The sequence below is a fragment of the Oribacterium sp. oral taxon 078 str. F0262 genome, from assembly GCF_000160135.1.
Taxonomy (GTDB): Bacteria; Bacillota; Clostridia; order Lachnospirales; family Lachnospiraceae; genus Oribacterium.
Genome location: NZ_GG729933.1, coordinates 417987 through 442348 on the forward strand (window position 1 = coordinate 417987; position 24362 = coordinate 442348).

At 48.2% G+C, this 24362-nt stretch carries 30 protein-coding genes and 1 tRNA gene; 25 read left to right on the top strand and 6 right to left on the bottom strand.

The genetic code is table 11. From position 1 onward, the window contains the following. Positions 1-246 precede the first annotated feature (246 nt). From GCWU000341_RS01880 to GCWU000341_RS01910, 7 genes are all read left to right on the top strand, one after another. Complete coding sequence (locus tag GCWU000341_RS01880) at positions 247-948, top strand: lantibiotic protection ABC transporter ATP-binding protein (protein ID WP_009213994.1); 702 nt, start codon at positions 247-249, stop codon at positions 946-948. Then, the gene (locus GCWU000341_RS01885) at positions 945-1709 is read left to right on the top strand and encodes a lantibiotic immunity ABC transporter MutE/EpiE family permease subunit (RefSeq protein ID WP_009213995.1); all 765 of its coding nucleotides are present in this window, start codon (positions 945-947) and stop codon (positions 1707-1709) included. Before GCWU000341_RS01880 ends, GCWU000341_RS01885 begins: the two co-directional genes overlap by 4 nt. Then, positions 1706-2494, top strand: coding sequence for a lantibiotic immunity ABC transporter MutG family permease subunit (locus GCWU000341_RS01890; RefSeq protein WP_009213996.1), 789 nt, complete (start codon positions 1706-1708; stop codon positions 2492-2494). The genes GCWU000341_RS01885 and GCWU000341_RS01890 overlap by 4 nt, the downstream gene beginning before the upstream one ends. Continuing rightward, positions 2487-3233, top strand: coding sequence for a DUF3108 domain-containing protein (locus GCWU000341_RS01895; protein ID WP_009213997.1), 747 nt, complete (start codon positions 2487-2489; stop codon positions 3231-3233). Before GCWU000341_RS01890 ends, GCWU000341_RS01895 begins: the two co-directional genes overlap by 8 nt. Positions 3234-3309: 76 nt before the next feature. Continuing rightward, positions 3310-4002, top strand: coding sequence for a response regulator transcription factor (locus tag GCWU000341_RS01900; RefSeq protein WP_009213998.1), 693 nt, complete (start codon positions 3310-3312; stop codon positions 4000-4002). Positions 4003-4016: 14 nt separating this feature from the next. Beyond that, positions 4017-5450, top strand: coding sequence for a sensor histidine kinase (locus GCWU000341_RS01905; RefSeq protein ID WP_242651594.1), 1434 nt, complete (start codon positions 4017-4019; stop codon positions 5448-5450). A gap of 22 nt (positions 5451-5472) precedes the next feature. Continuing rightward, positions 5473-5661, top strand: a complete 189-nt coding sequence (locus GCWU000341_RS01910; RefSeq protein WP_009214000.1) for a cysteine-rich KTR domain-containing protein — start codon at positions 5473-5475, stop codon at positions 5659-5661. A gap of 98 nt (positions 5662-5759) precedes the next feature. Here the strand turns inward: GCWU000341_RS01910 and GCWU000341_RS12935 are convergent, their stop codons facing one another. After that, positions 5760-6005, bottom strand: a complete 246-nt coding sequence (locus GCWU000341_RS12935) for a helix-turn-helix domain-containing protein (protein ID WP_081443113.1) — start codon at positions 6003-6005, stop codon at positions 5760-5762. 539 nt (positions 6006-6544) lie between these two features. Between GCWU000341_RS12935 and GCWU000341_RS01915 the strand changes: the two genes are divergently transcribed. From GCWU000341_RS01915 to GCWU000341_RS01960, 11 genes are all read left to right on the top strand, one after another. Next, entirely contained in the window at positions 6545-7003 is a 459-nt protein-coding gene (locus GCWU000341_RS01915) for a hypothetical protein (protein WP_009214003.1), read from the top strand. Positions 7004-7007: 4 nt separating this feature from the next. Next, positions 7008-7451 carry an IS1634 family transposase gene (locus GCWU000341_RS01920; RefSeq protein WP_442852097.1) on the top strand — a complete coding sequence of 148 codons (444 nt, stop codon included), beginning with the start codon at positions 7008-7010 and terminating at the stop codon, positions 7449-7451. Between the two features lie 464 nt (positions 7452-7915). Then, positions 7916-9463, top strand: a complete 1548-nt coding sequence (locus tag GCWU000341_RS01925) for an ATP-binding cassette domain-containing protein (protein WP_040652906.1) — start codon at positions 7916-7918, stop codon at positions 9461-9463. 25 nt (positions 9464-9488) lie between these two features. Then, positions 9489-9773: an oxidoreductase gene (locus GCWU000341_RS01930; RefSeq protein ID WP_009214006.1), complete on the top strand. Its 285-nt coding sequence runs from the start codon at positions 9489-9491 to the stop codon at positions 9771-9773. A gap of 572 nt (positions 9774-10345) precedes the next feature. Further along, positions 10346-11038, top strand: coding sequence for a GyrI-like domain-containing protein (locus tag GCWU000341_RS01935; RefSeq protein ID WP_009214009.1), 693 nt, complete (start codon positions 10346-10348; stop codon positions 11036-11038). A gap of 2 nt (positions 11039-11040) precedes the next feature. Beyond that, the gene (locus GCWU000341_RS01940; RefSeq protein ID WP_009214010.1) at positions 11041-11919 is read left to right on the top strand and encodes an SPL family radical SAM protein; all 879 of its coding nucleotides are present in this window, start codon (positions 11041-11043) and stop codon (positions 11917-11919) included. 88 nt (positions 11920-12007) lie between these two features. Continuing rightward, the gene (locus tag GCWU000341_RS13865; protein WP_009214011.1) at positions 12008-12154 is read left to right on the top strand and encodes a hypothetical protein; all 147 of its coding nucleotides are present in this window, start codon (positions 12008-12010) and stop codon (positions 12152-12154) included. Positions 12155-12511: 357 nt separating this feature from the next. Further along, positions 12512-13003, top strand: a complete 492-nt coding sequence (locus tag GCWU000341_RS01945) for a hypothetical protein (protein WP_009214013.1) — start codon at positions 12512-12514, stop codon at positions 13001-13003. 55 nt (positions 13004-13058) lie between these two features. Then, positions 13059-13433: a hypothetical protein gene (locus tag GCWU000341_RS01950; RefSeq protein ID WP_009214014.1), complete on the top strand. Its 375-nt coding sequence runs from the start codon at positions 13059-13061 to the stop codon at positions 13431-13433. A 171-nt stretch (positions 13434-13604) separates the two neighbouring features. Continuing rightward, complete coding sequence (locus GCWU000341_RS01955) at positions 13605-14825, top strand: hypothetical protein (protein ID WP_009214015.1); 1221 nt, start codon at positions 13605-13607, stop codon at positions 14823-14825. 78 nt (positions 14826-14903) lie between these two features. Then, positions 14904-15929 carry a hypothetical protein gene (locus tag GCWU000341_RS01960; RefSeq protein ID WP_155812560.1) on the top strand — a complete coding sequence of 342 codons (1026 nt, stop codon included), beginning with the start codon at positions 14904-14906 and terminating at the stop codon, positions 15927-15929. A gap of 256 nt (positions 15930-16185) precedes the next feature. Here GCWU000341_RS01960 and GCWU000341_RS01965 read toward each other — a convergent pair whose 3' ends face one another. The 4 genes from GCWU000341_RS01965 to GCWU000341_RS01980 all read right to left on the bottom strand — a co-directional run bounded on the left by GCWU000341_RS01965 (position 16186) and on the right by GCWU000341_RS01980 (position 18545). Then, entirely contained in the window at positions 16186-16836 is a 651-nt protein-coding gene (locus GCWU000341_RS01965) for an ABC-2 transporter permease (RefSeq protein ID WP_009214017.1), read from the bottom strand. Next, positions 16836-17579, bottom strand: a complete 744-nt coding sequence (locus tag GCWU000341_RS01970) for an ABC transporter ATP-binding protein (RefSeq protein WP_009214018.1) — start codon at positions 17577-17579, stop codon at positions 16836-16838. The genes GCWU000341_RS01965 and GCWU000341_RS01970 overlap by 1 nt, the downstream gene beginning before the upstream one ends. After that, on the bottom strand, positions 17572-17784 hold the full coding sequence (locus tag GCWU000341_RS01975) for an AbrB/MazE/SpoVT family DNA-binding domain-containing protein (RefSeq protein ID WP_009214019.1): 213 nt from the start codon (positions 17782-17784) through the stop codon (positions 17572-17574). The genes GCWU000341_RS01970 and GCWU000341_RS01975 overlap by 8 nt, the downstream gene beginning before the upstream one ends. A gap of 215 nt (positions 17785-17999) precedes the next feature. Continuing rightward, a complete protein-coding gene (locus tag GCWU000341_RS01980) occupies positions 18000-18545 on the bottom strand; it encodes a flavodoxin family protein (RefSeq protein WP_040652908.1) in 546 nt (181 codons plus the stop codon). Positions 18546-18721: 176 nt separating this feature from the next. Here GCWU000341_RS01980 and GCWU000341_RS01985 point away from each other — a divergent pair, with 176 nt between their 5' ends. After that, positions 18722-19054 carry a winged helix-turn-helix transcriptional regulator gene (locus tag GCWU000341_RS01985; protein ID WP_009214021.1) on the top strand — a complete coding sequence of 111 codons (333 nt, stop codon included), beginning with the start codon at positions 18722-18724 and terminating at the stop codon, positions 19052-19054. A gap of 507 nt (positions 19055-19561) precedes the next feature. On the opposite strand, the gene GCWU000341_RS01990 is transcribed toward GCWU000341_RS01985, so the two are convergent. Further along, complete coding sequence (locus tag GCWU000341_RS01990) at positions 19562-20797, bottom strand: aminotransferase class V-fold PLP-dependent enzyme (RefSeq protein WP_009214025.1); 1236 nt, start codon at positions 20795-20797, stop codon at positions 19562-19564. A gap of 144 nt (positions 20798-20941) precedes the next feature. Between GCWU000341_RS01990 and yedE the strand changes: the two genes are divergently transcribed. From yedE to GCWU000341_RS02020, 6 genes are all read left to right on the top strand, one after another. Next, on the top strand, positions 20942-22006 hold the full coding sequence (yedE, locus tag GCWU000341_RS01995) for a YedE family putative selenium transporter (protein ID WP_040652910.1): 1065 nt from the start codon (positions 20942-20944) through the stop codon (positions 22004-22006). Positions 22007-22048: 42 nt separating this feature from the next. Beyond that, complete coding sequence (locus tag GCWU000341_RS02000) at positions 22049-22252, top strand: sulfurtransferase TusA family protein (RefSeq protein ID WP_009214027.1); 204 nt, start codon at positions 22049-22051, stop codon at positions 22250-22252. After that, on the top strand, positions 22249-22500 hold the full coding sequence (locus GCWU000341_RS02005; RefSeq protein WP_009214028.1) for a DUF3343 domain-containing protein: 252 nt from the start codon (positions 22249-22251) through the stop codon (positions 22498-22500). Before GCWU000341_RS02000 ends, GCWU000341_RS02005 begins: the two co-directional genes overlap by 4 nt. A 75-nt stretch (positions 22501-22575) precedes the next feature. Next, a tRNA-Ala gene (locus tag GCWU000341_RS02010) sits at positions 22576-22648 on the top strand. A 182-nt stretch (positions 22649-22830) separates the two neighbouring features. After that, on the top strand, positions 22831-23448 hold the full coding sequence (locus GCWU000341_RS12940; RefSeq protein WP_081443114.1) for an RNHCP domain-containing protein: 618 nt from the start codon (positions 22831-22833) through the stop codon (positions 23446-23448). Positions 23449-23617: 169 nt separating this feature from the next. Next, positions 23618-24352 (top strand): phosphatase PAP2 family protein, encoded by a 735-nt coding sequence (locus GCWU000341_RS02020; RefSeq protein WP_009214030.1) that lies wholly within the window; start codon positions 23618-23620, stop codon positions 24350-24352. The last annotated feature ends 10 nt before the right edge of the window (positions 24353-24362 follow it).

Consider the following 24362-nt stretch of genomic DNA (forward strand, 5'->3'; position numbering starts at 1 on the left):
GCATGGGGGCTTACGCTTTTTTATCGGCTAAACTATTGAGTTCTCAAGGTTCACAGACATTTCCCATGTGGGAAGTTTCAGTAACCTTTTCTTGAACGGCGGCTTTCCCGACTTTTCCGGGTTAGCCGCCGCGCTTTTATATCCTTTTCAACTTTTTTGAAATCATGATAGTTTCTTGATAATTGTCCCGTATCCTGTGCTTGTAAACAAAAAGCTATAGTTTGCAAGAAAGGAACGGTTCATACGATGAGAGACAATATCCTTGAAACAAGAGAATTGACGAAAAACTTCTCCGGGCAGTTTGCTGTGAACGGTGTTTCGCTGGAAATCAAGAGAAATACCATTTATGGTTTGCTTGGCCCTAATGGTGCGGGAAAATCCACCACCCTGAAGCTGATCCTGGGTCTGCTCCGTCCCACAAAAGGGGAAATCCTCTTTGATGGAGAGCCTTGGAAGCGGGAGCATCTTGCCAAAATCGGCTCGCTGATCGAGGAGCCTGCATTATATGGAAACCTGACAGCCGAGGAAAACCTGCTTGTTCACACAAAACTGTTGGGCGTCCCGAAAGATAAAATCTACGAGGTTTTGGAAACCGTCGATCTGAAGGACACCGGCAGCAAATGTGCCTCCCAATTCTCACACGGCATGAAGGAACGGCTTGGGATCGCCATTGCCCTGCTGAATGATCCCTTTCTGCTGATACTGGACGAGCCGACCAACGGGCTTGATCCGGTAGGCATCCAGGAACTGCGTGAACTGATTGCCACTTTCCCGAAAAAAGGAATGACAGTGATCTTTTCCAGCCACATTCTTTCCGAGGTGGAGCAGGTCGTGGATGAGATCGGCATCATCAATAAAGGGCAGCTGATGTTCCAGGGGACACCAAACCGGGACGAGGATCTGGAGGCGTTCTTCATGGAGGTGATCAAAGGAGGTGCGCGCAGATGAATGGGTTACGGTCTGAACTGTTGAAATATAGAAGAACCTTCACAAAGAAACTTGTGATCCTGCTTCCCCTGTTCTTTGTCCTTCAGGCGATGCCCGGCATCTGGCTCATGCCGAAGGATGTTGTGCGAGGCTGGGAACACGTGAATACGATGGTATTCAATATCTGGACGGTCGTATTCCTGCCTCTTGGCATTGCCTTATTCGCATATCTGATCGATATGCAGGAAAGGAAGGCCGGCAATTATCGCAGCTTACGCGCACATGCGTATTCCCCCGGACAGATTTGGGTCAACAAAGTGACCGCTATGGTAATATTTACTTTCATCGCAACGCTGATCCTCTTTGTAGCGACGATCTGTTCCGGATTGATCACGATCACCGATGGGAAATGGGATATTCCGTGGAAAACGATCTTTACCGCAGATTTCCTTGCGTGGCTCTCGTGCCTTGCGATCATCCCGATCCAGCTATGGGCTGCGACGTGGAAAGGCATGTTTGCCAGCATGGGGGTAGGCTTTGCCGGACTGATCGCAGGTATGTTCGTCGTTAAAAAATCATGGTGGTTTATACTTCCGTGGAGTTGGGGGACGCGCATGATGTGTCCTGTCCTGCAATTAGATCCAAATGGTGTCATGTTGGAGGCGGGCGATCCGCTCTTGGATGCATCTGTCCTGCCTGTCGGGATCATCCTTTCCGTTGTCGGCTTTTTCGTAGTGACCGGCCTCACCGCATTGTGGTTTCAAAGGAGGGAGTTGAAATGATTTCAGTATTGTCATCTGAATGGACCAAAACAAAGCGGACGGCGATCCGTTGGCTGACCTTTCTGGTTCCTGTTCTGTTTTCTCTGGCAGGAGTAGTATATATATCCATGCGAAGCGACCTGGAAGAAATCTATGTGTTTCAGGGATATTTTATCGCTTGGGCTGCACTCGTTGTTCCTCTGGCTATCAGCATTCTTGCGGCTTTCATCGTGCAGGAAGAAGAACTGGCCGGTAACTTCACAGGGTATCTCAGCACAAGCATTCCCCGAAGATCCCTGTACGCCGGAAAGTTTTGGACGCTGTTTCTCTGCAATACGGTCAGTACAGTGATTGCCCTGATAGTATTTTGTATCGGGATGAGTATCGCTTCTCCGGGAACCGTGAACGGATGGGTCATGTTCATCTTTGCAATGATCCTCGAACTTTTCGGGACCCTGCCGCTTATGGCGCTCCATTTGTGGCTGAGTTTTAGCTGGGGAACGGGAGCGTCTATCGGCATCGGCATGGGCGGCCTTGTGACGGCTGCTATCATTGGAACAACCGTACTTGGCGATAAAGTCTGGATGTTCATTCCCTGGGCGTGGCCGTTCCGGCTGGCAAAGCTGCCGGGAGCCTACTTGGGATTTACTGCCGGAATGAATATACCTCCGGCGGAAATATCATCGGGCGCTGTTTTGCAGCAGCTTATCATTGGCACAGCTGCCGTCCTGATCTGCCTGATCGCTTGTTATGTCGGCGGAGTAATCTGGTTTAACAAATGGGAAGGGAGAAAGCATTATGAATAAGAACTTTTTCGGGTATGTTGCGGTTTTTACACTTTGCTGCACCCTGCTTTTAAGCGGCTGTGCCGTTCAGAACCTGCAAACAAAGCAGAGCGATCCAAACGCGGAAGCTCTGCCCGTGATTGAAACGATACCGTGGGCGGCACACCAAACGGCTTCCTATGTGATCTACAACAGCAAAGGCAATGAATACGGTACTGCAGAAATTGACATCACCGTGGACTTGACCGCCCAGACCTGCGATATTCAGAAAACAAAGAGCTATGAGGACGAAACGGTGATCAAGAGCGGCGTCACGATAGCGATGGACACGCTCATGCCCCTTTCCTCCTATTACAACAAAGCGGCCCCTTATGAAAAATTTGAGGTGAGTACGAAATATTCAGACCGCTGGGAGGTGGAAACAAACGGGGCGAAATCTTCGAATCAAACGGTTTCCCTGCCAGCCGCCTATTACGATAACGAATCTCTCATGGTCATTTTAGGTGCCGTCTTCTATGAGAACGGGAAAACCTACAAGCTGAACGACACCATTCCCCTGACTGCCAGCATCTCCATGCTGAAGATCAAATACGAGGGAACGGAAACTATCTCGGTTCCCTATGGCGAGGCAGAATGCTTTAAGGTATCCTTTGGAGAAACAACGCTCTGGTTCTCTACAGAAACCCGTATCCTGTATCAATACCAGGATGGCGGATCAGGCGGGATCGTGTTCAAACTGGCCGAATATACGGCCGGCTGACGGCCGCAGACTTGACTTGTGCAGATGATCCGGCGTAACCTGTATGTCAGCAGCAGTAAAAAGGAGCTGATAGTAAATGAGTAAGATACTGATTATTGACGATGAAAAAGAGCTGGTTACGCTCCTGCAGGACGAGCTTGAGGCGCGGGGTCATCAGGTTTTGGCAGCCTATAACGGAGCAGACGGCGTGTCCCTTGCGAAAAAGCAGCCGGAGCTCATTGTCCTTGATATTATGATGCCGGAGATGGACGGATTTGAGGTCTGCCGGAAAATCCGTGACGAGCTGTTATGCCCCATCCTGTTCCTGAGTGCAAAGCAGGCGGAGAGTGATAAAATCCGCGCTTTGACACTCGGCGGGGACGATTATATCTCCAAACCGTTCGGGCTCAGGGAGCTTCTGGCAAGGATCGACGCGAACCTCCGAAGGGAACAGCGGTCGCAATACATCAACGCTGAAAAGAAGCGCACAAAGCTGTACTTCAATGAACTCGGCATTGACCTGCTGGAGCATAGCGTAAAAATCAGTGGGGAAGCGATCCCCCTGTCCAAACGGGAGTATGACATCGTTGAGCTTCTGGCGCTCCATGCCGGTCAGGTCTTTTCCAGGGAACATATCTACGAAAGAGTATGGGGATACGACTTAGAAGGAGACTCCTATACCGTTGTGGAGCATATCCGAAAAATACGGAAGAAGTTTTCCGAGGTATCCCCTGATACGGAGTATATTTCCACGGTATGGGGCATCGGCTACAAATGGAACCGCATATAGGAGGTGGTGAGCGCATGAAAAAACAATCTCTTGTCGGCGGCTTCCGTATGACGGTTACATGGATCGCCGCCGCATCCATCGTGGCCACGCTGATCACATGGTCCCTTGCCGCCGCCCTGTATCTGATGGAACAGAACAGGGGCATTTACCCGGCAAACTATTATGAACTGCAGATTCCGTCCATCGATCAGTATGTGCGCGGTGAAAACACAAGATTACTGTCCCAGGAAAATGAGATGGGGCTGAAGAATTCCATCGAAGGTGACGGCATTTCCTATCAGGTCGTTGACAGCAGCGCAGCCGTCCTCTATGGGACAAATACCGACCCGATCTTCTCCTCGGAAGCAGACCTGATTAACCATCTGAACACCACAGAGGTCTATTCGGATAAGAATACATACCTGCATGTGATCCCGCTTACGGGCGAGGACGGGAAAATGGAGGGTGCCGTTGCCCTCGTTTATGAGGTGAAAATATCCGCTTCAGGCAGCGGCGGCCGATGGGTATTGGGCGTGATTGCCGTCGCCCTGTTTTCACCTGTATTATATATCATCCTGTTTACAATGTTGTTTTCCAAGCAGTTCATTAAGCGGATCAATCGGCCTTTGCAGCTTTTAATGGAGGCGGCAGGAAAGATAAAGGACAAGGATCTGGATTTCGAGATCCACTATTATTCAGAAAACGAATTGGGGAAACTCTGTACTGCTTTTTCCGAGATGCAGGAGGAATTAAAAACTTCCCTTTCCACTCAGTGGGAAATGGAACGGGAGCGTGTGGAGATGGTTGAGGCATTGGCGCATGACTTAAAGACCCCGATTTCCATTGTTCTGGCTTACACAGAATCCCTGCTGGACAGTAAAAACATGAATCCGGAAAGATCACAGCGGTATTTGTCTGTCATTGAGGAAAACGCCCAAAAATGCAGCAACCTCGTCCGGCAAATGCAGGCCGCTTCCGAGTCCGAGCAGGCCGGAAAAAAACTAGAACTCACAGAGGTGGATTTATATGAATTCCTCTCCCGGAAAGTAAAGCATTACGAATTACAGGCGAAGGAAAAAGCCGTGTCAATTGAGTTGTGTGATGATGCCAGCATATATGGTGCATATTCCCTTGATACGGACAAGCTGGATCGCATCTTTGATAATCTCGTATCCAACAGTCTGCGCTACACGCCTGCAAATGGGAAAATCCTGATCTCCGCTTCCGCGGATCAAAAAGCCATCACATATCGGGTGTGTGATACGGGGTGCGGATTCAGCAAAAGGGATTTAGAGCGCGCAACGGAACGATTTTACCGGGGTGACGAAGCCCGGCAAAGCGGCGAAGGCCACTCCGGCCTGGGGCTGTATACGTTAAAACAGTTGGTACACCAGCTTGGCGGCAGAGTCGAGCTTTCAAACAGAAAGGATGGTGGAGCATGCGTACAATTCAGTCAGAAAATCTTTTGAGTGGGAACGAACAGCGTTTTTCATGAAGGGGTCAAAGTGGATTCTTTGCCCCATCTGCGGCGGAAAGACCAGGACAAAAATCCGCAAGGATACAGAGTTAAAGAACTTTCCGTTGTTTTGCCCCAAGTGCCGCAAGGAAACACTTATCAATCTAATACAGGGTAATATTACTATCATCAAAGAGCCAGACGCTAAGACGCAGAGCCGATGATCAACAGTCTATGACTGTGATCGTCGGCTCATTTCATTTATACGGAGACGGTTTGCTTATGAAAAAGGCTATGGAGAGCCAGAAACAAAAAAGCAGCCTCACAGCTGCTTTTCAGGGGCGGTATTGATAAGGGCCGTTGCAGTGGCCTTGATAACTTCCAAGGCCCTCTCATCTGCATTGCAGAGCATACGGAGAAGGTGATCGACCTCGGTATCGTCAGTCCGCTTCTCCGGGTAGAAGAAAATATCGGCAGAAACATTCAATGTCCGGATCATCCGATAGAGAACATTATAACTTGGCCTTTTCCCTTCGTTCTCGATCCGGTACAGATAGCGTTCGGAGATACCCGCTTTTCCGCCGGTTCTTCAATGCTTATTCCGGCTCTTTCTCGTGCTGATTTGACGATATGGCCCGGCGATTCAGGATTAATATGCACTCTCAGTTCACCTCCATCTATAATTTTATCCTTTTCTGCCCAGTTGATAATGGCATGAGAATTCAATTATAGATGGTATAACAGTTCAAATCTTGAGAGATAAAAGCAAGACCGCCCTGTCAAAACTTCGATAGGAGGGTCTTGTTATACGTTGGTCTCATTTTGACCATACTCAGCTCATTAAAAGCAGCTGTTTTTCCATCGGCTGACTAACAGGGCGGCTCAGTTAAAAAAAGCGCTTGCGCCGCCCGGTACTCCTATGCGTCACAAGCTGAACTGTTAGTTCAGTATAAACATGAATTAAATGGCTTCTATGCACCTGTATCACGCCTTTTCAGGTTGTGGTGCGGGTGTTTTTTCATATACAGGAGGCAGCATCATTTCCACCGCCGCAGCCCTCCGAATCGTGCGAAGCCCAAAGGTTTTCACGCGATTTGGAGGTGCTAAATGGATGATAACAAAAGGAAACTATGGGTCAACGGTCAGTTCATTGAGGTTTCCGAGGAGGTCTATCAGGTCTATATGCAGGGTGATCGCAAGATGCGCTACTTTGAGACGGATTTGAAGACGGAGCGGACCATACTGGCCGAGGACGGTACTGTGCAGCGGATCATTCCCGGCCGGGAGGATTCTCTGGATCGGTTGATAGATGACAATGCCGGGCAATTTTCGGATGCCGGTGAAAGTGTGGAGGATGCCGTACTTCGCAAGCTGGCTGAAGATGAGCTGCACCGGGCGTTGGAAAAGTTGACCGATGAGGAATACTGGGCTTATGACAGCACTTCTGTATCCAGTTATTCCGAGAGCCTAAGGCAGGTCAAGTACGGCAAGAATAAGGATGGGGAAAAGCTTTTGCAGATCAATCTGGCCCTGATCTTCGGAGAAAACTCCGGCCTGCCGTTCTAGAGGAATCTCTCTTTCCTACAAGCAGGAAGCCATGGATTCCGTCCGAGAGAGATATGGATTCTTTGTCCTGATCAGTAACGAAGTGAAAGATCCGGTCACGGCACTCCGCCTATACAGGATGCGCGATGTCATCGAAAAAGCTTTCCGGAACATCAAGGAGCGTCTAAACCTGCGCAGAACATTAACTTCTTCCGAAAGTTCACTGGAAGGCAAGCTTTTTGTTGAATTTGTGGCACTGATTTACCTTTCCTACATCAAGAAAAAGATGGAGGAAGCAGGATTATTTTCAAGGTATACGATGCAGGAACTTCTTGATGAGCTCGATGTCATCGAATGCTTCCGGGAACCCGGAAAGGCAGCAATTCAGGGCGAAGTCCTAAAGAAGCAGGAACAAATATATCGCGATCTCGGCGTGGAGCCGCCGCTGGCAGCACAGGAGATGAAGTAACTCTCAATCTACATAGTTATGTGCTGCGGGAATCCAGGTTACCGCTTCATCGACGATGATAAAGATCTTTTCGGCATCCGCTGGCTGCTGCACAGAATGGATATCTATAAACTCCGAAATAAGTATTGAAAAATAGACATTTATATGGTATATATTTCTTGATTCTTTTTGAAAGGCACATGACCTTCATGTGATGGTGAAGCAATGATTGACAGATAATCGATTTCGGGATATGTAAACTGTGGATGTCCTATGGGCGTGCCATACTCATAATTGGTTTGCGTAGACTGAATGAAGATTGTCTGTTTTTTTGAGCGGATCTGGAGAAAGGTTTTTTGATCGCAGTGAGCATTCCGGCTGCATATCTTCTGTGCCCTTTCTTGCAGCATTCTACGTAAACTTAGAAACCGTCCCGCTCTGACAGACTATCAATCAGTCTATGCGTGTCAGAGAGGGGTGTTTTTTTGTTACAGGTCAAATCGCTTACTATAATACATACCAAAGATTTTAGAACGATCCTTCAGGACTTTGACCTTGTGCTGAACGCCGGTGACAAGGCCGTCCTGGTCGGTGAAGAAGGGAATGGAAAGTCTACTTTGCTGAAGTGGATCTATGATCCTTCACTGGTAGAAGGCTATGTTGAAGCGAATGGAGTGCGAACCATACAGGGAGAGCTTTTGGGATATCTTTCGCAGGAGCTTCGGGATGAAGATAAAAGAAAAACTGTTTATGAGTATTTTTCGGGCCTTCCGGCCTTCTGGGATGCAAATCCTTCTGAGCTGAAGAAAACAGCAGCGGAAATGGGATTTATGGATTCCCTGTTTTATTCCGATCAGGAAATGCAGACGCTTTCGGGAGGAGAAAGGGTCAAGGTTCAGATGGCGGGTTTACTTCTTGCACATCCGGATCTCCTTCTTCTGGATGAGCCGTCAAACGATATTGATCTGGAGACGCTTCAGTGGCTGGAGAAAATGATCAACCGGTTTCCAGGCGGGATCCTTTTCATTTCCCATGACGAGACATTGATAGAGCGGACGGCAAACCGTGTGATCCTGATCGAACAGCTGCGGCGAAAAACAGCTTCCAGATTGACTGTGGCCAACGTGCCGTTTCGGACCTTTATGGAGGAACGGCGGAGGGCGTTCGATAAACAGGCGCAGGAGGCTTATAACGAGCGCAGAGATGAGAAAAAGGCCATGGAACGGTTTCGCCGCATTGAACAAACGGTGGAATCGGATCTTCGGAATATATCAAGGCGGGATCCGAGCGGCGGACGGCGGCTGAAGAAAAAAATGAAGGCTGTGAAATCCCTGGAGAAGCGCTACGAAAGGGAACATGGAGAGATGACCGAAGTCCCGGAAACAGAGGCCCCTATTACGATACGATTTGAGCGGCAGAAGGCCATGCCGGCCGGAAAAACAGTGATAGAATTTCGATTGACTGAACTGAAGTCGCCGGAGGGAAGGACTCTTGCAGAAAACATTGTGCTGGAGGTGAGAGGGCCTGAGAAAGTTTGTATCATCGGGGATAACGGCGTGGGAAAGACAACGCTGATCCGGAAGCTTGCAGAAGAACTTCTTTTGAGGCAGGATCTGACAGCCTGTTATATGCCTCAGAATTATGAGGAAAGACTTCCGTTCGACCTGACGCCGGTGGAATATCTGGCGCCTTCAGGAAGAAAAGAAGATGTGACGATGGTACGGACATATCTCGGATCCATGAAATATACGTCGGATGAGATGTTCCATCCGATCAGGGAGCTTTCAGGCGGTCAGAAAGCAAAACTCTTTCTCCTGAAGATCAGTCTGACAGAGGCTAATGTCCTGATTCTGGATGAACCGACCAGAAACTTTTCGCCGCTCTCGGGTCCGGAAGTACGCAAGATCCTGAAACAGTTCCCGGGGGCCATCATCAGCGTTTCCCACGACCGAAAATACATCTCCGAGGTCTGCGACAAAGTTTACAGGATGAGCGCGGAGGGGCTGACCTTACTCGAAAAAACCCAATTATAATCTGAAAAAGCCGGGAACGGATTATATGGATCTGTACCTGATCCACCAGCCCTACGGAGAGTACGTCAATGTGACACCAAAGATTTGGAATCATTGGATCCCGCAATTTGATTCCGTATCGAGCGCCAATCAGGTCGAGTATAATCCATATTTTCAGCAGAAGGAATTGCGCAGCCTGCTGACCGAAAATGATTTGAAGGAGGAAGCTCTCGGAAAAGCAGTAAAATGGGCCATATCGGACGGGATTGCCGCTCAGACAGTCCAAGAAAACGTTCGCACCCCCCTTTTTTACTGGGATATGCAGAGCTGAACTCTTTCCTCCGGGCATTCATAATCTGGACAGGGAAGAGTATGACGGAGTATAGGCTGGATATTGAATCAAGAATGATATCTTATGGGGATTTTTCCGCATACTTCTGAAGTTATGGGGTATTTTCCTCTTAGCGTTGGCATTCAAAGTACTATCTTAGGCCATGTGAAGATGAGCTAGGCCATGTGAAGATGAGCTGCCTTTTTCCCAAACTTTCCGAAGCCAAGTCTTACATCGGTGTGAAGGCCGAAATAGATAAGCTGGATCTGACAGCGGCGGAAAGTAAAGCAAGCTGCGACGACGAAAATGCAATGAGATATTTTCAGAGGATAGAATAAAGTGCAGACATGAACAGTCATTTGTTATGCATGCAGCGGATGGAAGCTCCCGTTTCTGTCAGCTGTTTTTTGTGCGGCGATTTGAAAGTGGTATAATAAACACGACATACTGTTGTCGTGTTCGGATTGATATGATACCTGCGGAGCGCGAGCAGAATGAAGATAGACAGACTGATCGAGATTGCTTCATGGAATAGGCGTTTTGAATAGAAGGATGCAAGGAGGTAGAATACTGTGGCATTTGATTTTAAGAAGGAATATAAAGAACTTTACATGCCAAAGGATAAGCCTGGTATCGTGACAGTGCCGAGCATGCATTATGTCGCTGCGCGCGGATCGGGAGATCCGAATCAGGAGGATGGAGAGTACAGGCAGTCTATCGGATTGCTGTATGGAATTTCCTTTACGATCAAGATGAGCAGGAAGGGAGAGCATCGGATAGAGGGATACTTCGATTATGTTGTGCCGCCGCTGGAAGGATTCTGGTGGCAGTCTGAGCGGAAGGCAGCGGATGCCATGCTGCGAAGCGACCGATCCGGCCGGCGGGAAAGCGTGGCTGGAATTGACTATGCGCATAAGGAAAACTTCCATTGGATTTCCGTGATGCGCCTTCCGGATTTCGTGACAGAGGATGATTTCAGCTGGGCTGTGAATGAGGCGACGAAAAAGAAAAAGCTGGATTTTTCCAGGGCGGAGCTTTTGACAGTCGAAGAAGGCCTATGCGTCCAATGCATGCATATCGGTTCTTATGATGATGAGCCTGCTACAGTTAAGAGGATGCATGAGTTCATGGAACAGCAGGGTTATGAGCTGGATCTTACGGATAAACGGCTGCATCATGAGATTTATCTCAGTGATGCCAGAAAGGTCGCCCCGGAGAAGCGAAAGACCGTGATAAGGCATCCGATTAAGATAAAGGGGAGCTGAAAATGCATTTTGCAAAAGCGAGAGGAATTCTGAATGGCAGCGGCGGATACTTCGGAATGAACATATACCGGGGATGCAGCCATGGCTGTATATACTGTGACAGCAGGAGCAGCTGCTATCAGTTCGCGCATCCTTTTGAAGATATCGAGGTGAAGAAGAATGCGCCGGAGCTTCTGGAAAGGGCACTGAAGTCGAAAAGAAAAAGGTGCATGATCGGAACAGGAGCGATGTCGGATCCATATATGCACTGCGAGGAAGAGCTGCGGCTGACAAGACGATGCCTGGAGATCATTCTGGAAAATGGTTTTGGGGCTGCGGTTCAGACAAAATCGGATCTCATCCTTCGGGATATCGACCTGCTGTCAGAGATTAACCGGTCTGCAAAGTGTGTCGTAGAGATAACTCTCACAACTTACGACGATGAGCTGTGCCGGATTTTAGAGCCGAATGTCTGCAATACAAAGCGCCGGATCGAGGTGCTGGCAGAAATGCAGAGCAGAGGCATTCCAACGATTGTCTGGCTTACACCGATTCTACCGTTTATCAATGATGCAGAGGAGAATATCACGGCAATTTTGAATGAGTGCGTCAGAGTCGGCGTAAAGGGTATTATTGATTTCGGTATGGGACTTACACTTCGGGAAGGCGATCGGGAATACTATTATGCAGCACTTGATAAGCATTTCCCGGGAATGAAAGAGCGGTATATCAGACGGTATGGGAATGCATATGAGCTGCCGAGTCCGAATGCGAAAGAATTGTCGGGAATATTCCGAAATATCTGTAGGGATAATGGAATCCTGTCGACACCGGATGATTGCTTTCGGTTTCTGCAGGAATTTCCTGAGCGGTATCTGCAGATGAGCATATTTGATCTGTGACTGTGGGTCTTTCAAAGGACACGGGGTACTCCGCGGATCTGCTTTCTGCCTGCATTGAGGATAGCAGGGAAAAAGAGGAGGATGGGGTATGGCATCAACGAAAGAGCAGTTTGATTTTATCTTAGAGCAGCTGTCTGGACCTGATGAAGTCAGCTTCCGTGCGTTATACCCTTATACGAAAGCCGGAAGAAAAGGGTCTCTTGGACTACCCTCTGATTTGAAGGAGAACTTTTAAATTGACAAATGCGAATCTCTCATCTAATATCGAAGAGTAAACCCTTTTGGAGGATAATATTATGCCTGAAATCCAATTATGAGCTTCTTAAGGGGGCTATATACGCTGGAGAAAAAACGGCAAAGGAGACCGGCAAGATATCGCAAAACGCCGCCTTGAAATTAACTATGATAATATGAAATGCAAGACCCTCAAAACTAGAGGTGAGTACAAGGAAGAAGTGCTTTTGTGACACTTATGGATTAAATTTTATAAAGCTCCTGATGGAAGGTACTTTCATCTTACTGCGCTAAGGACAGGCATTTCCGTCTTTGATTGGATGTATGAGATAAACTGATTTTTTCCGGGGGGAGACTAATGAATGCGATTGCGATAAAGAAGGAGCTGATAAAATTAGGGACTGGGGAGCTTGCTGCGCTTGTATCGTTCTGGTTATGTTTTTTTGCTATGAAAGCGTGGCTTGTAGATTCTAAAATGATAATTCTTATCCTGTATCCGCTGTCCGTTTTGAGCTTTATTTTAATGCAGGGTTCTATTTACTGGTTCATTTTATTAAAGAGAATGTCTGACCCTCTGTTTCTTATAAAATATACTGGAAATACATATAAAATACTCAAAGTAATAGATGCAGTTCTGTTGTGTATAGGAGTCCCAATCCTCCTGCTGAATGGCAGCAATCTCATTGTAACAGCAGTGTCCGTCTTTCTCTTGTTGTTCTCTGTTATTGAGTGGATAAATTACTATATCGTGAGGCTGTCTTACAATTATAATCCAACCGTTTTTATTCAGCGTTTGAAAAATAAAACGCTGAAAAAAAGCAGAATAGCGAGGGAGATCGATAAGCGATAAATTCCAGCTTGCAACTGAAATTTTTTTGTATTTTGCGAAGGGAGAATATTGATTTATGCTTTCAATATTAGGTGCAGTAATATTTGGAGTTATAGCGGCTATGACAGTTCTTGTTGCCTGTGGTTTGCCTTTGGGCGAATTTACAATGGGCGGACAATATAAAATCTTACCTGAGAAATTTAGAGTTGCGGCAGTCATTTCGGTGGCTATCCAAATTTTTGCAATGATAATTATTCTGCAAGCCGGAGGTTTTATGCCCTTGTGGCTGCCTTTTAAGGCTACTAAATATATTTGTTTCTTCTTTGCCGCTTACCTGTCTTTGAATACTATTATGAACATGCTTTCAAAGAGCAGGAAAGAAAAATATGTTATGACTCCGCTTTCACTGATAGCCGGAATATGTTTTTGGATAACGGCATTTCAGATGTAGTATGTAAAATGAGGATAATCTGCAGTGCGTCTCAAATCAGAAATTATCGAGTAATAGTATGAGGCAAAGGCAAAGACTTGGATCATTATCATTGATGGGGGGAGTCAATACGAAAACTAATAATTCAAGCTTGAATATTTTCCTCAGAGATTCTTATGGAAGAGTATAACTATGAAAAAACTTTGGCTTTATATTTTTATACCAATGGCTTTGTTGATTGCCTGTACCGGGCGGCAGGGATTAAATTCCGTGGAAACCTTTGAACATACAGATACCGATAAACAAACAAATGCTGTTTCTGACGGTATTACAGAAAATCGGTTTACTGATACGGAAATGGGTGAAATAAGGGATTTAATAACTTCGATGGAGGCGGAAACTCCTGAAATCAAATATGCGGATATGGATCAATCTCTTTTGGGGTTCTATACAAGGCCTATAAAAAATGACTATAAGTTTTTAGGACGGTTTTCTGGTAACGGATACGCCTACATTCTCGGAATATCTAAGACCGAAACTGCTGTTTTGAGAGAGTTAGATTGCAGGATTGAGGAAATCGGATATGTTCAGTTAGGAAAATGGATGGATAGCCAGATGGGTAACGAGGAGAGCTTTGAGGAAATATATGATTTTCCGGGGATTCTGTCTTTTTATCAAGGTAGAGACGGGAGGCTTTTGTACTTGGGTATTAGACAATATTCGGATTTGGGTGATATAAAATATTCAGATATGAATTTGGGCAAGGTGTTTGATGAGATAGTAAATAAAAATAGGTCGGAATATATTAGTCAATTGCACGAAAAGCAATTAAGAGCCCTTAAGCCGTTTAAGACGCCATATATATCGATGTATAAGTGGGAACACGGAGAAGATTTTTATGCATACAAACCGATCTCATACGATGAACTGACTGCAATTACAGAGGACAAGAGCAAGGTTGATCCGTCAAAAATAAATCGTGAATGTGTGCATTTATATGATTATAATGGGGATCCTATGCCTTTTATGGATTCTGTTAATCGATCCCTTTATGAAAAAATTGAAGATTTTTATGAAGTCCGTTCTTTAGATGAGATTACAGATATTTCTTCCATAAAACTGATTCGAAAAACCCGAGGACGGCAGAGCAAGATTGTAAACATAGAAGATGCGGATACCGTTGATAAAATAATAAAGATTTTAAAAAGCTCTGATGTATCTTATATGGGGAGGTCATCTTATGAAGATTTATTGATTCTTACAAAAGAGGATGGAAGTGAGATAGAATTGCAGATTTCACCGTATTACTCCGGTTTAATGACCGGTGAAGGATTTATTTTGGGGAACTCTGTTTGCTACAGTCCCGGACAAGAAGAATGGCTTAACTTAATGGAAAAATATTTCAGTGAATGATATAGTAACGATAAAGCGGATAAGACAATAAGCCGGTACAAGATGGACGAGATATCGCGGAAGAGGGGGAATCGAGAGATGATAAGGAAATTTTGTCTTTGTTTTAGTTTGATCTTGATGGTAATGCTGAGCGGCTGCGGCAAAAACGAGGCGCAGAATAAAGGGGCGTCTGATCTTGAAAAGGGAATCAGCGAGACCGGGAACAGCAGTCATGGTCAATCAGCAGATAAAGAAGAGCTTTCCTCGAAAGCATCCGGCAAGACAGATTCCGAAGAGGAGTCTGCCATTTTCCGTTTTGATGACTGTCTTTTGATGAAAAACAGAGGCTTGGTAGTAGTAGGCAATGCAAAAGACACTCTCAGGACGGGAGACTTTGTCTTGCTGGAAACAGAGGATGGTCTATGTCCGGCGAAGGTAACAGCAATTGAACAGGGAAGAAATTTAATTTCTTCCGTCGGTGAAAATGACGGAAGAGCCGGGGTTTTGTTAAATGGTATCGTCGCGAAAGAGGTGAAGGATAAAATGGGATCTTCTTCCGGCAGCTTATTCCGCTATGATGAGACGAAGATACAGACGGATTACTTGGATACGAAAAAAGCCGGGGAGCTTGGTCTGAAGGAAGACCCCGACTTGGAAAGCTTTACAACAAAAGATGAAATGAAGATTAGCTTTCATAAGCTGTCCCCCAGTTCTTTTTTGAATGCAGATTATGATGCTGATACGATGGAAATTGACACCATCTATACCTATTCTCCCGACGGGAGTCAGGTAAATTTAGACAGCAAGACTTATATCTCTTTTCAGCAAATCACGGAGAATCCGGAGGACTGGGAGGCGTTTACGGAAAGGTGTAAAAAAGCATATCCAAGTATTGAGAAATTCCAGCTCCGGACGATCAATAGCAATGGATTTGATTATCTTGTTTTTGGAGAGAGTAAAGATTATTACTATGAGTTTGTCTATGCTATGGATTTGGACTACTCCGTTTTGCTCACTGTCTCCAAAGAAGAAATGACTGAGGAACAAAGGGAAAGAGCCATTTGCGAATTTCATCATATGATTAAGACAATGCAGTTCGATACCTCTGAAAGAGACTTAGATTAAGGTCGGGCTAAAACTGAAAATCCGGTTCTGGTCAAGCTTTTTTGCAGCACTTATGGCTGATAAATTATCGCTTGTTTTGCGTGATGTCATCCTTGACGGAAGCTGTTTTTGAAACGCTGTGATCTCTGGCCGGTGCGGTGCAGGATTGTGGTGACAAATCAGGCTGAGGTACAAGCGCAAACGAAAGCAGAACGGCATTACGAAAGGAGGATAAAAATGCCGGAAGCCGGAAGATTTTCTGAAGCGGGATTTTCGCTCACAAATCAATTACCTCAAAGTCCTTTATGGATGTTTGATAGGATAGGCATGTACATAAGAGAAATACGGTGACGCCAATTGCAAATAGGACAAGCTGCGCTATGCTCAAATTGGAAGGGTCATTCAAGCTTCCCAGACCGGGAAGATGATGCAGGATCTCCCCCACGCTTATTATGATGAAATTGACAATGCAGAATATTAAAAAGGGTTTTCCGATCTTGTATGCTGTCTTAAAAAAGCCCGCGAGAAAAATACTGTTAAATGCTGCAAATACAATTAGTGCATATCCAAGATAAGCCGCGTTTGCATTCATCAATGGATTTGCAGCATAAGGAGCGGCAGCTCCTAAAGCTTTCATTCTGATAATCGTCAGCGATGTATATAAAATAAAAGCCATGGATTCGATGAACAAAACGAATAAATATTTAGCTGTGACCACGTCTTGTTTTTTGACCGGCAGCATAACCGTGTATGTAATATCGTCGTATTCCCGGATCTGCTGGTAGGTATGGAAAATGCCAAGGCAGATAAAAAAGGAAGAGACAAGAATGGGATATCTTGGAATCATTGTCATAGCCGAAAAGGCGATAAAGCAATAGCTCAAAGGGTTTGCCGACAGCTTCATTTCCTTATAAAGAAGTTTTTTCATCACAGATTCACCTCTTCTCTTTCGATGTGTACCATGATATCTTCCAGCGTCGGCGCACCGCCGATTTCTCTTGCATAATAACGGATAAAATCTTCTTTTTCTGCGGATAAAAGCAATGCTCCATTTTTGATATAGCTGATAGTATCCGCACATTTCTCCAAATCACTGGTGATATGGGTGGAAAATAAAATTGCGACATCCTTTTCGGCAAGCTTCCGGAAAATTTCATTCATTTCATCTCTGGACACCGGGTCCAGCCCGCTTGTCGGCTCATCCAAAATCAAGAGCTTCGCATGATGGGAAAGAGCCAGGCTAAGGTAGAATTTCACCTTCATGCCCTCGGAAAGCTCCATAATCTTTTTATTTTTGTCAAGCTTAAAGGCGTCAAGGTAATGACGATATGCCTCATCATCCCAATTCTCATAGAAGATACGGGTAATGGCGACAATATCCTTTAGCTTTTCTCTTTTGTAATAGTCGATTCCGCCCACCGCATAACCAATCTGCTGTTTGATTTTGGCCTCATTATCGAGATAATTCATTCCGAGAATATGAACGCTGCCTGCGTCGGGATGTACAAGATTCAGAATGGATTTGAGCGTTGTCGTCTTACCTGCGCCATTTCTGCCTATAAAGCCCATAACTTCACCGGCCTTAATACGAAAGCTGATTGGCTTTAATTCAAAAGTCGGATAAATTTTCGAAAGGCCATTTACTTCCAGAAGGTATCCCATATCATTCATCCTCTGTCTCTTGAAAAGCTGCTTCCATCAAGTGTGCGAATGCTCCCTTTGGCGGTATGGCAATGCCTCGTTTTTCATCGCCGAGAAGCAGAATGGTATCACCGGGTTTGATATTAAAGATTTCCCGTGCCTGTTTTGGTATTACTATCTGCCCTTTTTCCCCAACTGTGGCTGTCCAGGCATATTTCCCCTTTGGTGCCTTCATGATGATTGATCCCCTGTAATAATGTGATATGGTATGATTTGTATAACTAATCATACCATATGATTTCAAAAAAGCAAGTGCTGATGATGGATTATAAGGCTCACCGCTGTTTCCAGCAATATACTCGGCAATTTTGAAAAACCTTGCTGCACATAGCCTTTTTAGAGAAATCTTGATTTAATGCAATGGGCGCTTGGACAAAAAGGCATTATCGTTTAGATCCTTTCCGCAAGAGAGGCGGCCTGTTTACAGCCGTCTGTTTTCTCAATGTCCCCCGGGTTTTGCACACCGGGGATCAATACCTCGCCCACCATATGCCACTGCAGCAGGGTAGCAGTGCGTTCGATGGAAAAGCGCACGCCATCCATTACAGAGATATCATGTTCTGCGCAGCAGCAGATCAGGGCACAGCCTTTCCCGGCGATATTTTCATGCTCCATACCGAAGGGGAACATCTTGTCGATCACTGCTTTGATTTTTGCCGGGATAGAGTACCAGTACACCGGCATAGTATAGACGACGGTATCCGCCTCTAAAACAATAGGGGCAATAGAATTAAAATCATCGTCAAAGGCACAGGCTTTCCCGCTTTTAAAGCAGTTTTCGCAGGCACGGCATCCGCCCACATTTAAGGAGTTCGCGTCAAAGCGGATGACACTGTGACCCCTTGCTTCTGCTTCCTTGATGAAGGCGTCTGTCATGGCGAAGCTGTTCCCGTTTTTTCGGGGGCTGCCGGTGATGACTGCGATTTTCTTTCCCATGAAAATCCCTCCTGCTCTTCTCCTGCTCTTTTTGCTCCTTGTCGGCTGGCAGAGCACGTTTACTTTCTCCGAGGCCTGCATTATAATTTTATTCAGAATGAGATTTTCGGCAAGTACGCACATTGAGGTGCGATACTTACAGGGGAGTCAGATACTTACTTTTCGGAGAGTGTAAAATGCATGGAAAATGTATCGATAAGGAATGTCTGAGTTCCACGGGGTTCGGTTATACCCTGTCGTTAATCAACGGGAAATATAAAATGACGATCCTCTATACCTTAATGTCGTTTGGCGTGGTTCGCTTTAATGAGATGAAAAAATATATCGGAGGGATTTCTTATAAGACCTTAAGCTCTGCCCTGAAGGAACTGGAGGCCGATCGGCTTGTACACAGAGAGGAGTATCCGCAGATCCCGCCTAAGGTAGAATACAGTCTGACAGACAGAGGGAAATCCCTTATTCCCATTCTGGATGGGATGTGTGAGTGGGGGGATAAAAACAGGATCTAGTGGCGCGCTGTCTCTCGAGATGCATTATTAGCTGACTTCGTCTGCAGCGCTGCGTCACAAGGAAAATCATAGCGGAGCACCCGGATAAGGGCCGGCTCAGGAACAAAGACCCGGAGCATGTCAAACGAAATCGCGCCGAGGAGTGCGCTCGCGCGGATCAGCGCATTGCTTTCCGTTTGACATGTCACCTGGATGCACTCTTTTGGGCTGTGCTTTCACATAATCTGGGTGCGTTCTTTCAGACTGTGCTTTCGCATAATGAAGTACTCCGGAAAGGAAGTGAGCATTTTGGACCTTCATTTCTTGATGCCGATGCGCCGATAATCTCATGGGAAGCAGCTGCGCATGATCCCTGCGCGGTTTTACCTGATCTTATTGATGAAGATCCCGACAGCGAGCCGCAAAAAAGTGGTAAAAGATGGCAGTGGAGATAATTGTGGTTATCCTGAGCATACTGCTTTTCATTATGTGCAGGACTTGATTTGTACCTAAGGAGACGGGACGGCATCAGACAGAGGAATTCCGGGAGAGCTCAAGTATGAGCTCTTGGAGTGCATCCGCCGTACGGTCGATCTCCTCCTCCGTATTGAAGTATCCGATGGAGAGGCGGAGACTGCCCTCCGGGAAACTGCCGAATGCCCTGTGGGCGGAGGGAGCGCAGTGGAGCCCGACTCTGCTCGAGATGTGAAAGCGCTCATCGAGCCGGAATGCGAGCTCCGAGAGCGGAAGCCCGGGGGCCTGAAGAGAGAGGACAGGGCAGTAGGCGGGAGCCTGCGGAGCGGCTTCAAGCGCATCGTGGGCGCTGTCTTCTCCCTTTGGGGAAGAGGACGGGGCATCCGGATGGCCGAGGATCCGGAGCGCCGGAATTTCGCGGAGCCTTTTCAGGAGACGCTCTGTGAGGGCGGCCTCCCGCCCCGCAATATTCTCAATGCCGGTTCTCTCCAAAAAGGAGAGCGCCGCGGAGAGCCCGTAAATTCCGGGGAGATTCATCGTGCCTGCCTCCAGACGGTCCGGAAGGAAGTCCGGCATCTCCTCGCTGTCCGAGCGGCTTCCGGTGCCGCCGGAGATCAGGGGAGAAAGCTCTTCGCCGAGACCGTCCCGGAGCAGGACTCCCCCGATTCCCTGGGGGCCGAGAAGGCTCTTGTGTCCGGTGAAGCAGAGCGCGTCGATCTGCATTTTTTCCATATCGATCGGTACCGAGCCCGCCGTCTGGGCGCAGTCCAGGACGAAGAGGAGCTTATGGCGGCGGCAGAAATTTCCGAGAAGAGCTGCGGGATGGATGAGGCCGCTCACATTGGAGGCATGGGTGCATACGAGGGCGCGCGTATTGTCCCGGAGCAGCCCCTCCAGAAGCGAAAGCTTCATCTGCCCCATGGAATCCGTCGGGATCCTTGTGAAGCTTATGCCCCGGCTTCGAAGCTGCATGAGAGGGCGCATCACGGCGTTATGCTCCAGGGAGGAGACGAGAACATGATCTCCCTCCTTCAGAAAGCCCTTCAGGACGAGATTTAAGGAGGCGGTCACGCCGGAGGAGAAAATGAGATTTCTGGGATCCGGCCCGCGGAAAAGCGCACAGAGGCGCTCCCTCGTTTCAAAAACCGTATTTTCCGCCCGGTAGGCATTCCGGTAGCCGCCCCGGTTGATATTTGTGCCGATATTTTTCATAAAGTCATAGACTGCCTCGGCGACCTCGGGCGGTTTGGGAAAGGAGGTCGCGGCATTGTCGAGATAGATGGGGGTCATTCCTATTTTCCTCCTTATTTATCAGCAAATTCTATAAGTTTCCCTTCTGATTTAAATAATAAAATATCATATTTCTTAAAATTATGCTAGAATCGGTGGTGAAAATTATGCCAGATGGATGGGCAGAGGAAAGAAGGAGGGAATATGAATGTGAAAGCGGAACGGATCACGATCGCCGTCGCAGGCGCCGTGATCGGTCTTGTCTCAGTGGCGCTGGTTCTCCTGGGGAATCCGGCGAACATGGGATTTTGTCTCGCCTGTTTTATCCGGGACACGGCGGGAGGTCTGGGGCTTCACAGGGCAGAGGCGGTACAATACATCCGGCCGGAGCTGATCGGACTGATTCTGGGGGCGATGCTGCTCTCTTTGTTCCGGGGGGAGTTTTCCGTGCGGGGAGGCTCCGCGCCGATGACGAGATTTCTTCTGGGATTTTTCGTGATGATCGGCTGTCTGATGTTCCTCGGCTGCCCCTTTCGGACGGTGCTTCGGCTCGCGGGAGGGGATTTCAACGCGATCTTCGGTCTTCTGGGATTTATATGCGGGATTGTCGCAGGGATCTATTTCCTGAACAGAGGCTATTCCCTGAAGAGAAGCTATCAGCAGACCCGCCCCGAAGGGCTGATCCTTCCGGCGATTCAGCTCGTTTTTCTCGCGCTTGTACTTGCGGCCCCGGCCTTTATCTTCTTCACGAAGGAAGGACCCGGTGCGAAGCACGCGGCGGTTCTGATCTCGCTTCTCGCGGGACTTTTGGTCGGAGCACTGGCACAGCACACGAGGATGTGCATGGTCGGCGGGATCCGGGATTTCATCCTCTTCCGTGAGCCGAAGCTTCTGATCGGCTTTTGCATGATCTTCGTCGCGGCATTTCTCGCCAATCTCATGAGCGGGCATTTTCACCCTGGCTTTGCCGATCAGCCGGTCGCGCATACGGAAAGTCTATGGAATTTCCTCGGCATGCTTCTCGCCGGCTATGGCTGCTGTCTCCTGGGCGGCTGTCCGCTTCGGCAGATGGTCATGGCGGGAGAGGGAAATACGGATTCTGCGGTGACTTACCTTGGGCTCTTCGTCGGTGCGGCCTTCGCGCATAACTTCGCGTTGGCATCTTCCGGGAAGGGCTCGACACCGAACGGCCGGATTGCCGTGATTTTGGGACTTGTCGTAGTGACGGTGATCGCGGTTTCCAATACTTTCAATAAGAAGGAAGCTTAAGGGAGAAAGCCGGGGGCTTTCGGAAAGGAGGGGAGAGAAGCTATGATCGATGTGAGAGGGCTGTCCTGCCCGCAGCCGGTAATCCAGGTGAAGAAGGCGCTGGAGAAAAAGGAAGCGAGCTATGAGGTGCTGCTGGACAGCATGGTTTCTGTGGAGAATGTAAAGCGTTTTGCCGCGAGTGCGGGCTACAAGGCGGAGTTCCGGGAGGAAAACGGCGAGTACCGCATGAATCTGAGCAAGCTATGAGAGAGTATATCGCGACCTTCTATAATCATTTCGGCGCGGTGCGCTTCGAGCGGGAGCTTCGCAAGATGGGAGCTCCCGCGAGGATGATGCCGGTCCCCCGGGACCTGAGCTCCTCCTGTGGGACGGCGGTGAAATTTCAGCGGGAGGAGAGTGATTTTTCCGATTTCCGGGACGAGCACGGGGAGATCGAGCAAATTGCGGAGATCCTGGAGAAGTCCTACCGCGTGCTCTGGAAAAGTCAGAGCTGAGAGGATGATTCTCCTCTTGCATTCCGGATCAAATTGCGCTACACTATACAGGTCGCAGGGAGAGCGATTCTTTTAGGGGGTGTAGCTCAGCTGGGAGAGCGCAGCGTTCGCAACGCTGAGGTCGCGAGTTCGAATCTCGTCGTCTCCACTGTATGGACCGTATTCGGACTTTCGGGTGCGGTCCTTTTTGATCTGATAAAGCTGCCGGGGGCCGGCTTATGCAGTGGGCGCGGCCCGGAGCCTCGAAGGAAAAGAGGAAGGGAAAGACAGTGTGCGGCCGGGCGCAGGGAAGAGATCCATGAGGCGTATGGAGGCTGCGGCGAAATAAGGATGGGACAGCATGCGGCCGGATGCAGGGAAGAGAGGGAGAGGATGGAGCGCTTTTTGAGAAAGCCGCCGAAGAAAAGAAAGAAGGACGGACGCATACAGACAGAGGGCGGAGAGCTCCTTTCCTCCTACCAGAGGAAGCTCAGGGAACGTCTCTCCTCGGAAGCGGAGAGCGAGGAGAGCGCCAAGTCAGCGCATGGGCAGGATCGATCGGACGGTGAAGGCGGGAGAGGGGAGAGGGGGCGGGAGCCCGACTATCGCTTTGAGCCCTGCCGGGAGAGCTTTTGCTGCATCCATTGCGGGCGGGAAATCCGGGCCGAAGGGGCAGGCTCTGCGCACAGGAATCACTGCCCCCACTGTCTTCACAGTCTCCATGTGGATCGGGAGCCGGGGGACCGCGCGTCGGACTGCCGCGGGGAGATGGAGGCGATCGCTGTCTGGGTGAAGGAGGACGGAGAGTGGGCCCTCATTCACCGCTGCAAAAAGTGCGGAAAGCTGAGCGCAAACCGCGTCCTCTCGGATGACAATCCGCTTGCCCTCATGCAGCTTGCCGTAAAGGCTCTCGCGAATCCTCCCTTTCCTCTCCGCTTCCTGGAGGACTACCTCCGGGGAGTCCGCTGAGCCTTGGGAAGCTTGGATTCTTCGCTTGATTTTGCCGGCGGCAGGGACATGCGCTCCTCCGGGCTCAAGAGGAGTGCGGGATGGGAGGCTGTCATCCGGCTTCACAGAAGGTAAAAAGGATGCTATACTTTAGCCATTTAGGAGAAGGATATCTCGGAAAAGGAGCCGGATGGAGAGAATCAGAAAGCTTATCAAAAAATATCGCTGCGCCTGGGTGCTGTACTATGGGATCCTCTATCTTCTTTGGTTTTGGGTCCTGGAGAAATCCGTCACGAAAGCGACAGGCTTTCATGTCATGCATACTCGCTTTGATGATATGATTCCCTTTTGCGAATATTTCATCGTACCTTACTTTCTGTGGTTTATCTATATCTTCGGGGGGGTACTGTATTTCCTTTTTGTGAATCGTTCGGATTTTTATCATGTCACGGCCTTCCTCTACAGCGGGATGATACTCAGCCTCGTGATCTGCACCATCTATCCGAACGGGACGGATCTCCGCCCGGCGCTTATGCCGCATAAGAATATCTTTACGGACTGGGTGGCCTGGCTTTACCGGACGGATACCTGTACCAATGTTTTTCCGAGCGTTCACGTCTACAATTCCATTGCGATGCATATTGCGATTATGAAGAGTAAGGACATCGCGGGGCTTAAGCATGGAGCGCTGATCCGGAGAGGCTCCTTTCTGCTGGCGCTCCTCATCTGTCTCGCGACGCTCTTTTTAAAGCAGCATTCGCTTTTGGATGTGAGCGCATCCTGTATTCTCGCGAGTATTGTCTATGGATTTGTCTATGGCTATCCTGTCTTTGAAGAGGATGGGGTCCCCGATGGGGAGCTCGCAGCGGAGCGGGAGCTTTCCAAGCGCCGTCTCCGGCTGATCTCAAAGAGAAGGGAGAGCTAGGAAGGACTGC

Bases quoted from the DNA above. Each gene is read 5' to 3' on its own strand.
- GCWU000341_RS01880 (WP_009213994.1), top strand. From the start codon at position 247: ATGAGAGACAATATCCTTGAAACAAGAGAATTGACGAAAAACTTCTCC.
- GCWU000341_RS01885 (WP_009213995.1), top strand. From the start codon at position 945: ATGAATGGGTTACGGTCTGAACTGTTGAAATATAGAAGAACCTTCACA.
- GCWU000341_RS01890 (WP_009213996.1), top strand. From the start codon at position 1,706: ATGATTTCAGTATTGTCATCTGAATGGACCAAAACAAAGCGGACGGCG.
- GCWU000341_RS01895 (WP_009213997.1), top strand. From the start codon at position 2,487: ATGAATAAGAACTTTTTCGGGTATGTTGCGGTTTTTACACTTTGCTGC.
- GCWU000341_RS01900 (WP_009213998.1), top strand. From the start codon at position 3,310: ATGAGTAAGATACTGATTATTGACGATGAAAAAGAGCTGGTTACGCTC.
- GCWU000341_RS01905 (WP_242651594.1), top strand. From the start codon at position 4,017: ATGAAAAAACAATCTCTTGTCGGCGGCTTCCGTATGACGGTTACATGG.
- GCWU000341_RS01910 (WP_009214000.1), top strand. From the start codon at position 5,473: ATGAAGGGGTCAAAGTGGATTCTTTGCCCCATCTGCGGCGGAAAGACC.
- GCWU000341_RS01915 (WP_009214003.1), top strand. From the start codon at position 6,545: ATGGATGATAACAAAAGGAAACTATGGGTCAACGGTCAGTTCATTGAG.
- GCWU000341_RS01930 (WP_009214006.1), top strand. From the start codon at position 9,489: ATGGATCTGTACCTGATCCACCAGCCCTACGGAGAGTACGTCAATGTG.
- GCWU000341_RS01940 (WP_009214010.1), top strand. From the start codon at position 11,041: ATGCATTTTGCAAAAGCGAGAGGAATTCTGAATGGCAGCGGCGGATAC.
- GCWU000341_RS13865 (WP_009214011.1), top strand. From the start codon at position 12,008: ATGGCATCAACGAAAGAGCAGTTTGATTTTATCTTAGAGCAGCTGTCT.
- GCWU000341_RS01945 (WP_009214013.1), top strand. From the start codon at position 12,512: ATGAATGCGATTGCGATAAAGAAGGAGCTGATAAAATTAGGGACTGGG.
- GCWU000341_RS01950 (WP_009214014.1), top strand. From the start codon at position 13,059: ATGCTTTCAATATTAGGTGCAGTAATATTTGGAGTTATAGCGGCTATG.
- GCWU000341_RS01955 (WP_009214015.1), top strand. From the start codon at position 13,605: ATGAAAAAACTTTGGCTTTATATTTTTATACCAATGGCTTTGTTGATT.
- GCWU000341_RS01960 (WP_155812560.1), top strand. From the start codon at position 14,904: ATGATAAGGAAATTTTGTCTTTGTTTTAGTTTGATCTTGATGGTAATG.
- GCWU000341_RS01965 (WP_009214017.1), bottom strand. From the start codon at position 16,836: ATGAAAAAACTTCTTTATAAGGAAATGAAGCTGTCGGCAAACCCTTTG.
- GCWU000341_RS01970 (WP_009214018.1), bottom strand. From the start codon at position 17,579: ATGAATGATATGGGATACCTTCTGGAAGTAAATGGCCTTTCGAAAATT.
- GCWU000341_RS01975 (WP_009214019.1), bottom strand. From the start codon at position 17,784: ATGAAGGCACCAAAGGGGAAATATGCCTGGACAGCCACAGTTGGGGAA.
- GCWU000341_RS01980 (WP_040652908.1), bottom strand. From the start codon at position 18,545: ATGGGAAAGAAAATCGCAGTCATCACCGGCAGCCCCCGAAAAAACGGG.
- GCWU000341_RS01985 (WP_009214021.1), top strand. From the start codon at position 18,722: ATGCATGGAAAATGTATCGATAAGGAATGTCTGAGTTCCACGGGGTTC.
- GCWU000341_RS01990 (WP_009214025.1), bottom strand. From the start codon at position 20,797: ATGACCCCCATCTATCTCGACAATGCCGCGACCTCCTTTCCCAAACCG.
- yedE (WP_040652910.1), top strand. From the start codon at position 20,942: ATGAATGTGAAAGCGGAACGGATCACGATCGCCGTCGCAGGCGCCGTG.
- GCWU000341_RS02000 (WP_009214027.1), top strand. From the start codon at position 22,049: ATGATCGATGTGAGAGGGCTGTCCTGCCCGCAGCCGGTAATCCAGGTG.
- GCWU000341_RS02005 (WP_009214028.1), top strand. From the start codon at position 22,249: ATGAGAGAGTATATCGCGACCTTCTATAATCATTTCGGCGCGGTGCGC.
- GCWU000341_RS12940 (WP_081443114.1), top strand. From the start codon at position 22,831: ATGGGACAGCATGCGGCCGGATGCAGGGAAGAGAGGGAGAGGATGGAG.
- GCWU000341_RS02020 (WP_009214030.1), top strand. From the start codon at position 23,618: ATGGAGAGAATCAGAAAGCTTATCAAAAAATATCGCTGCGCCTGGGTG.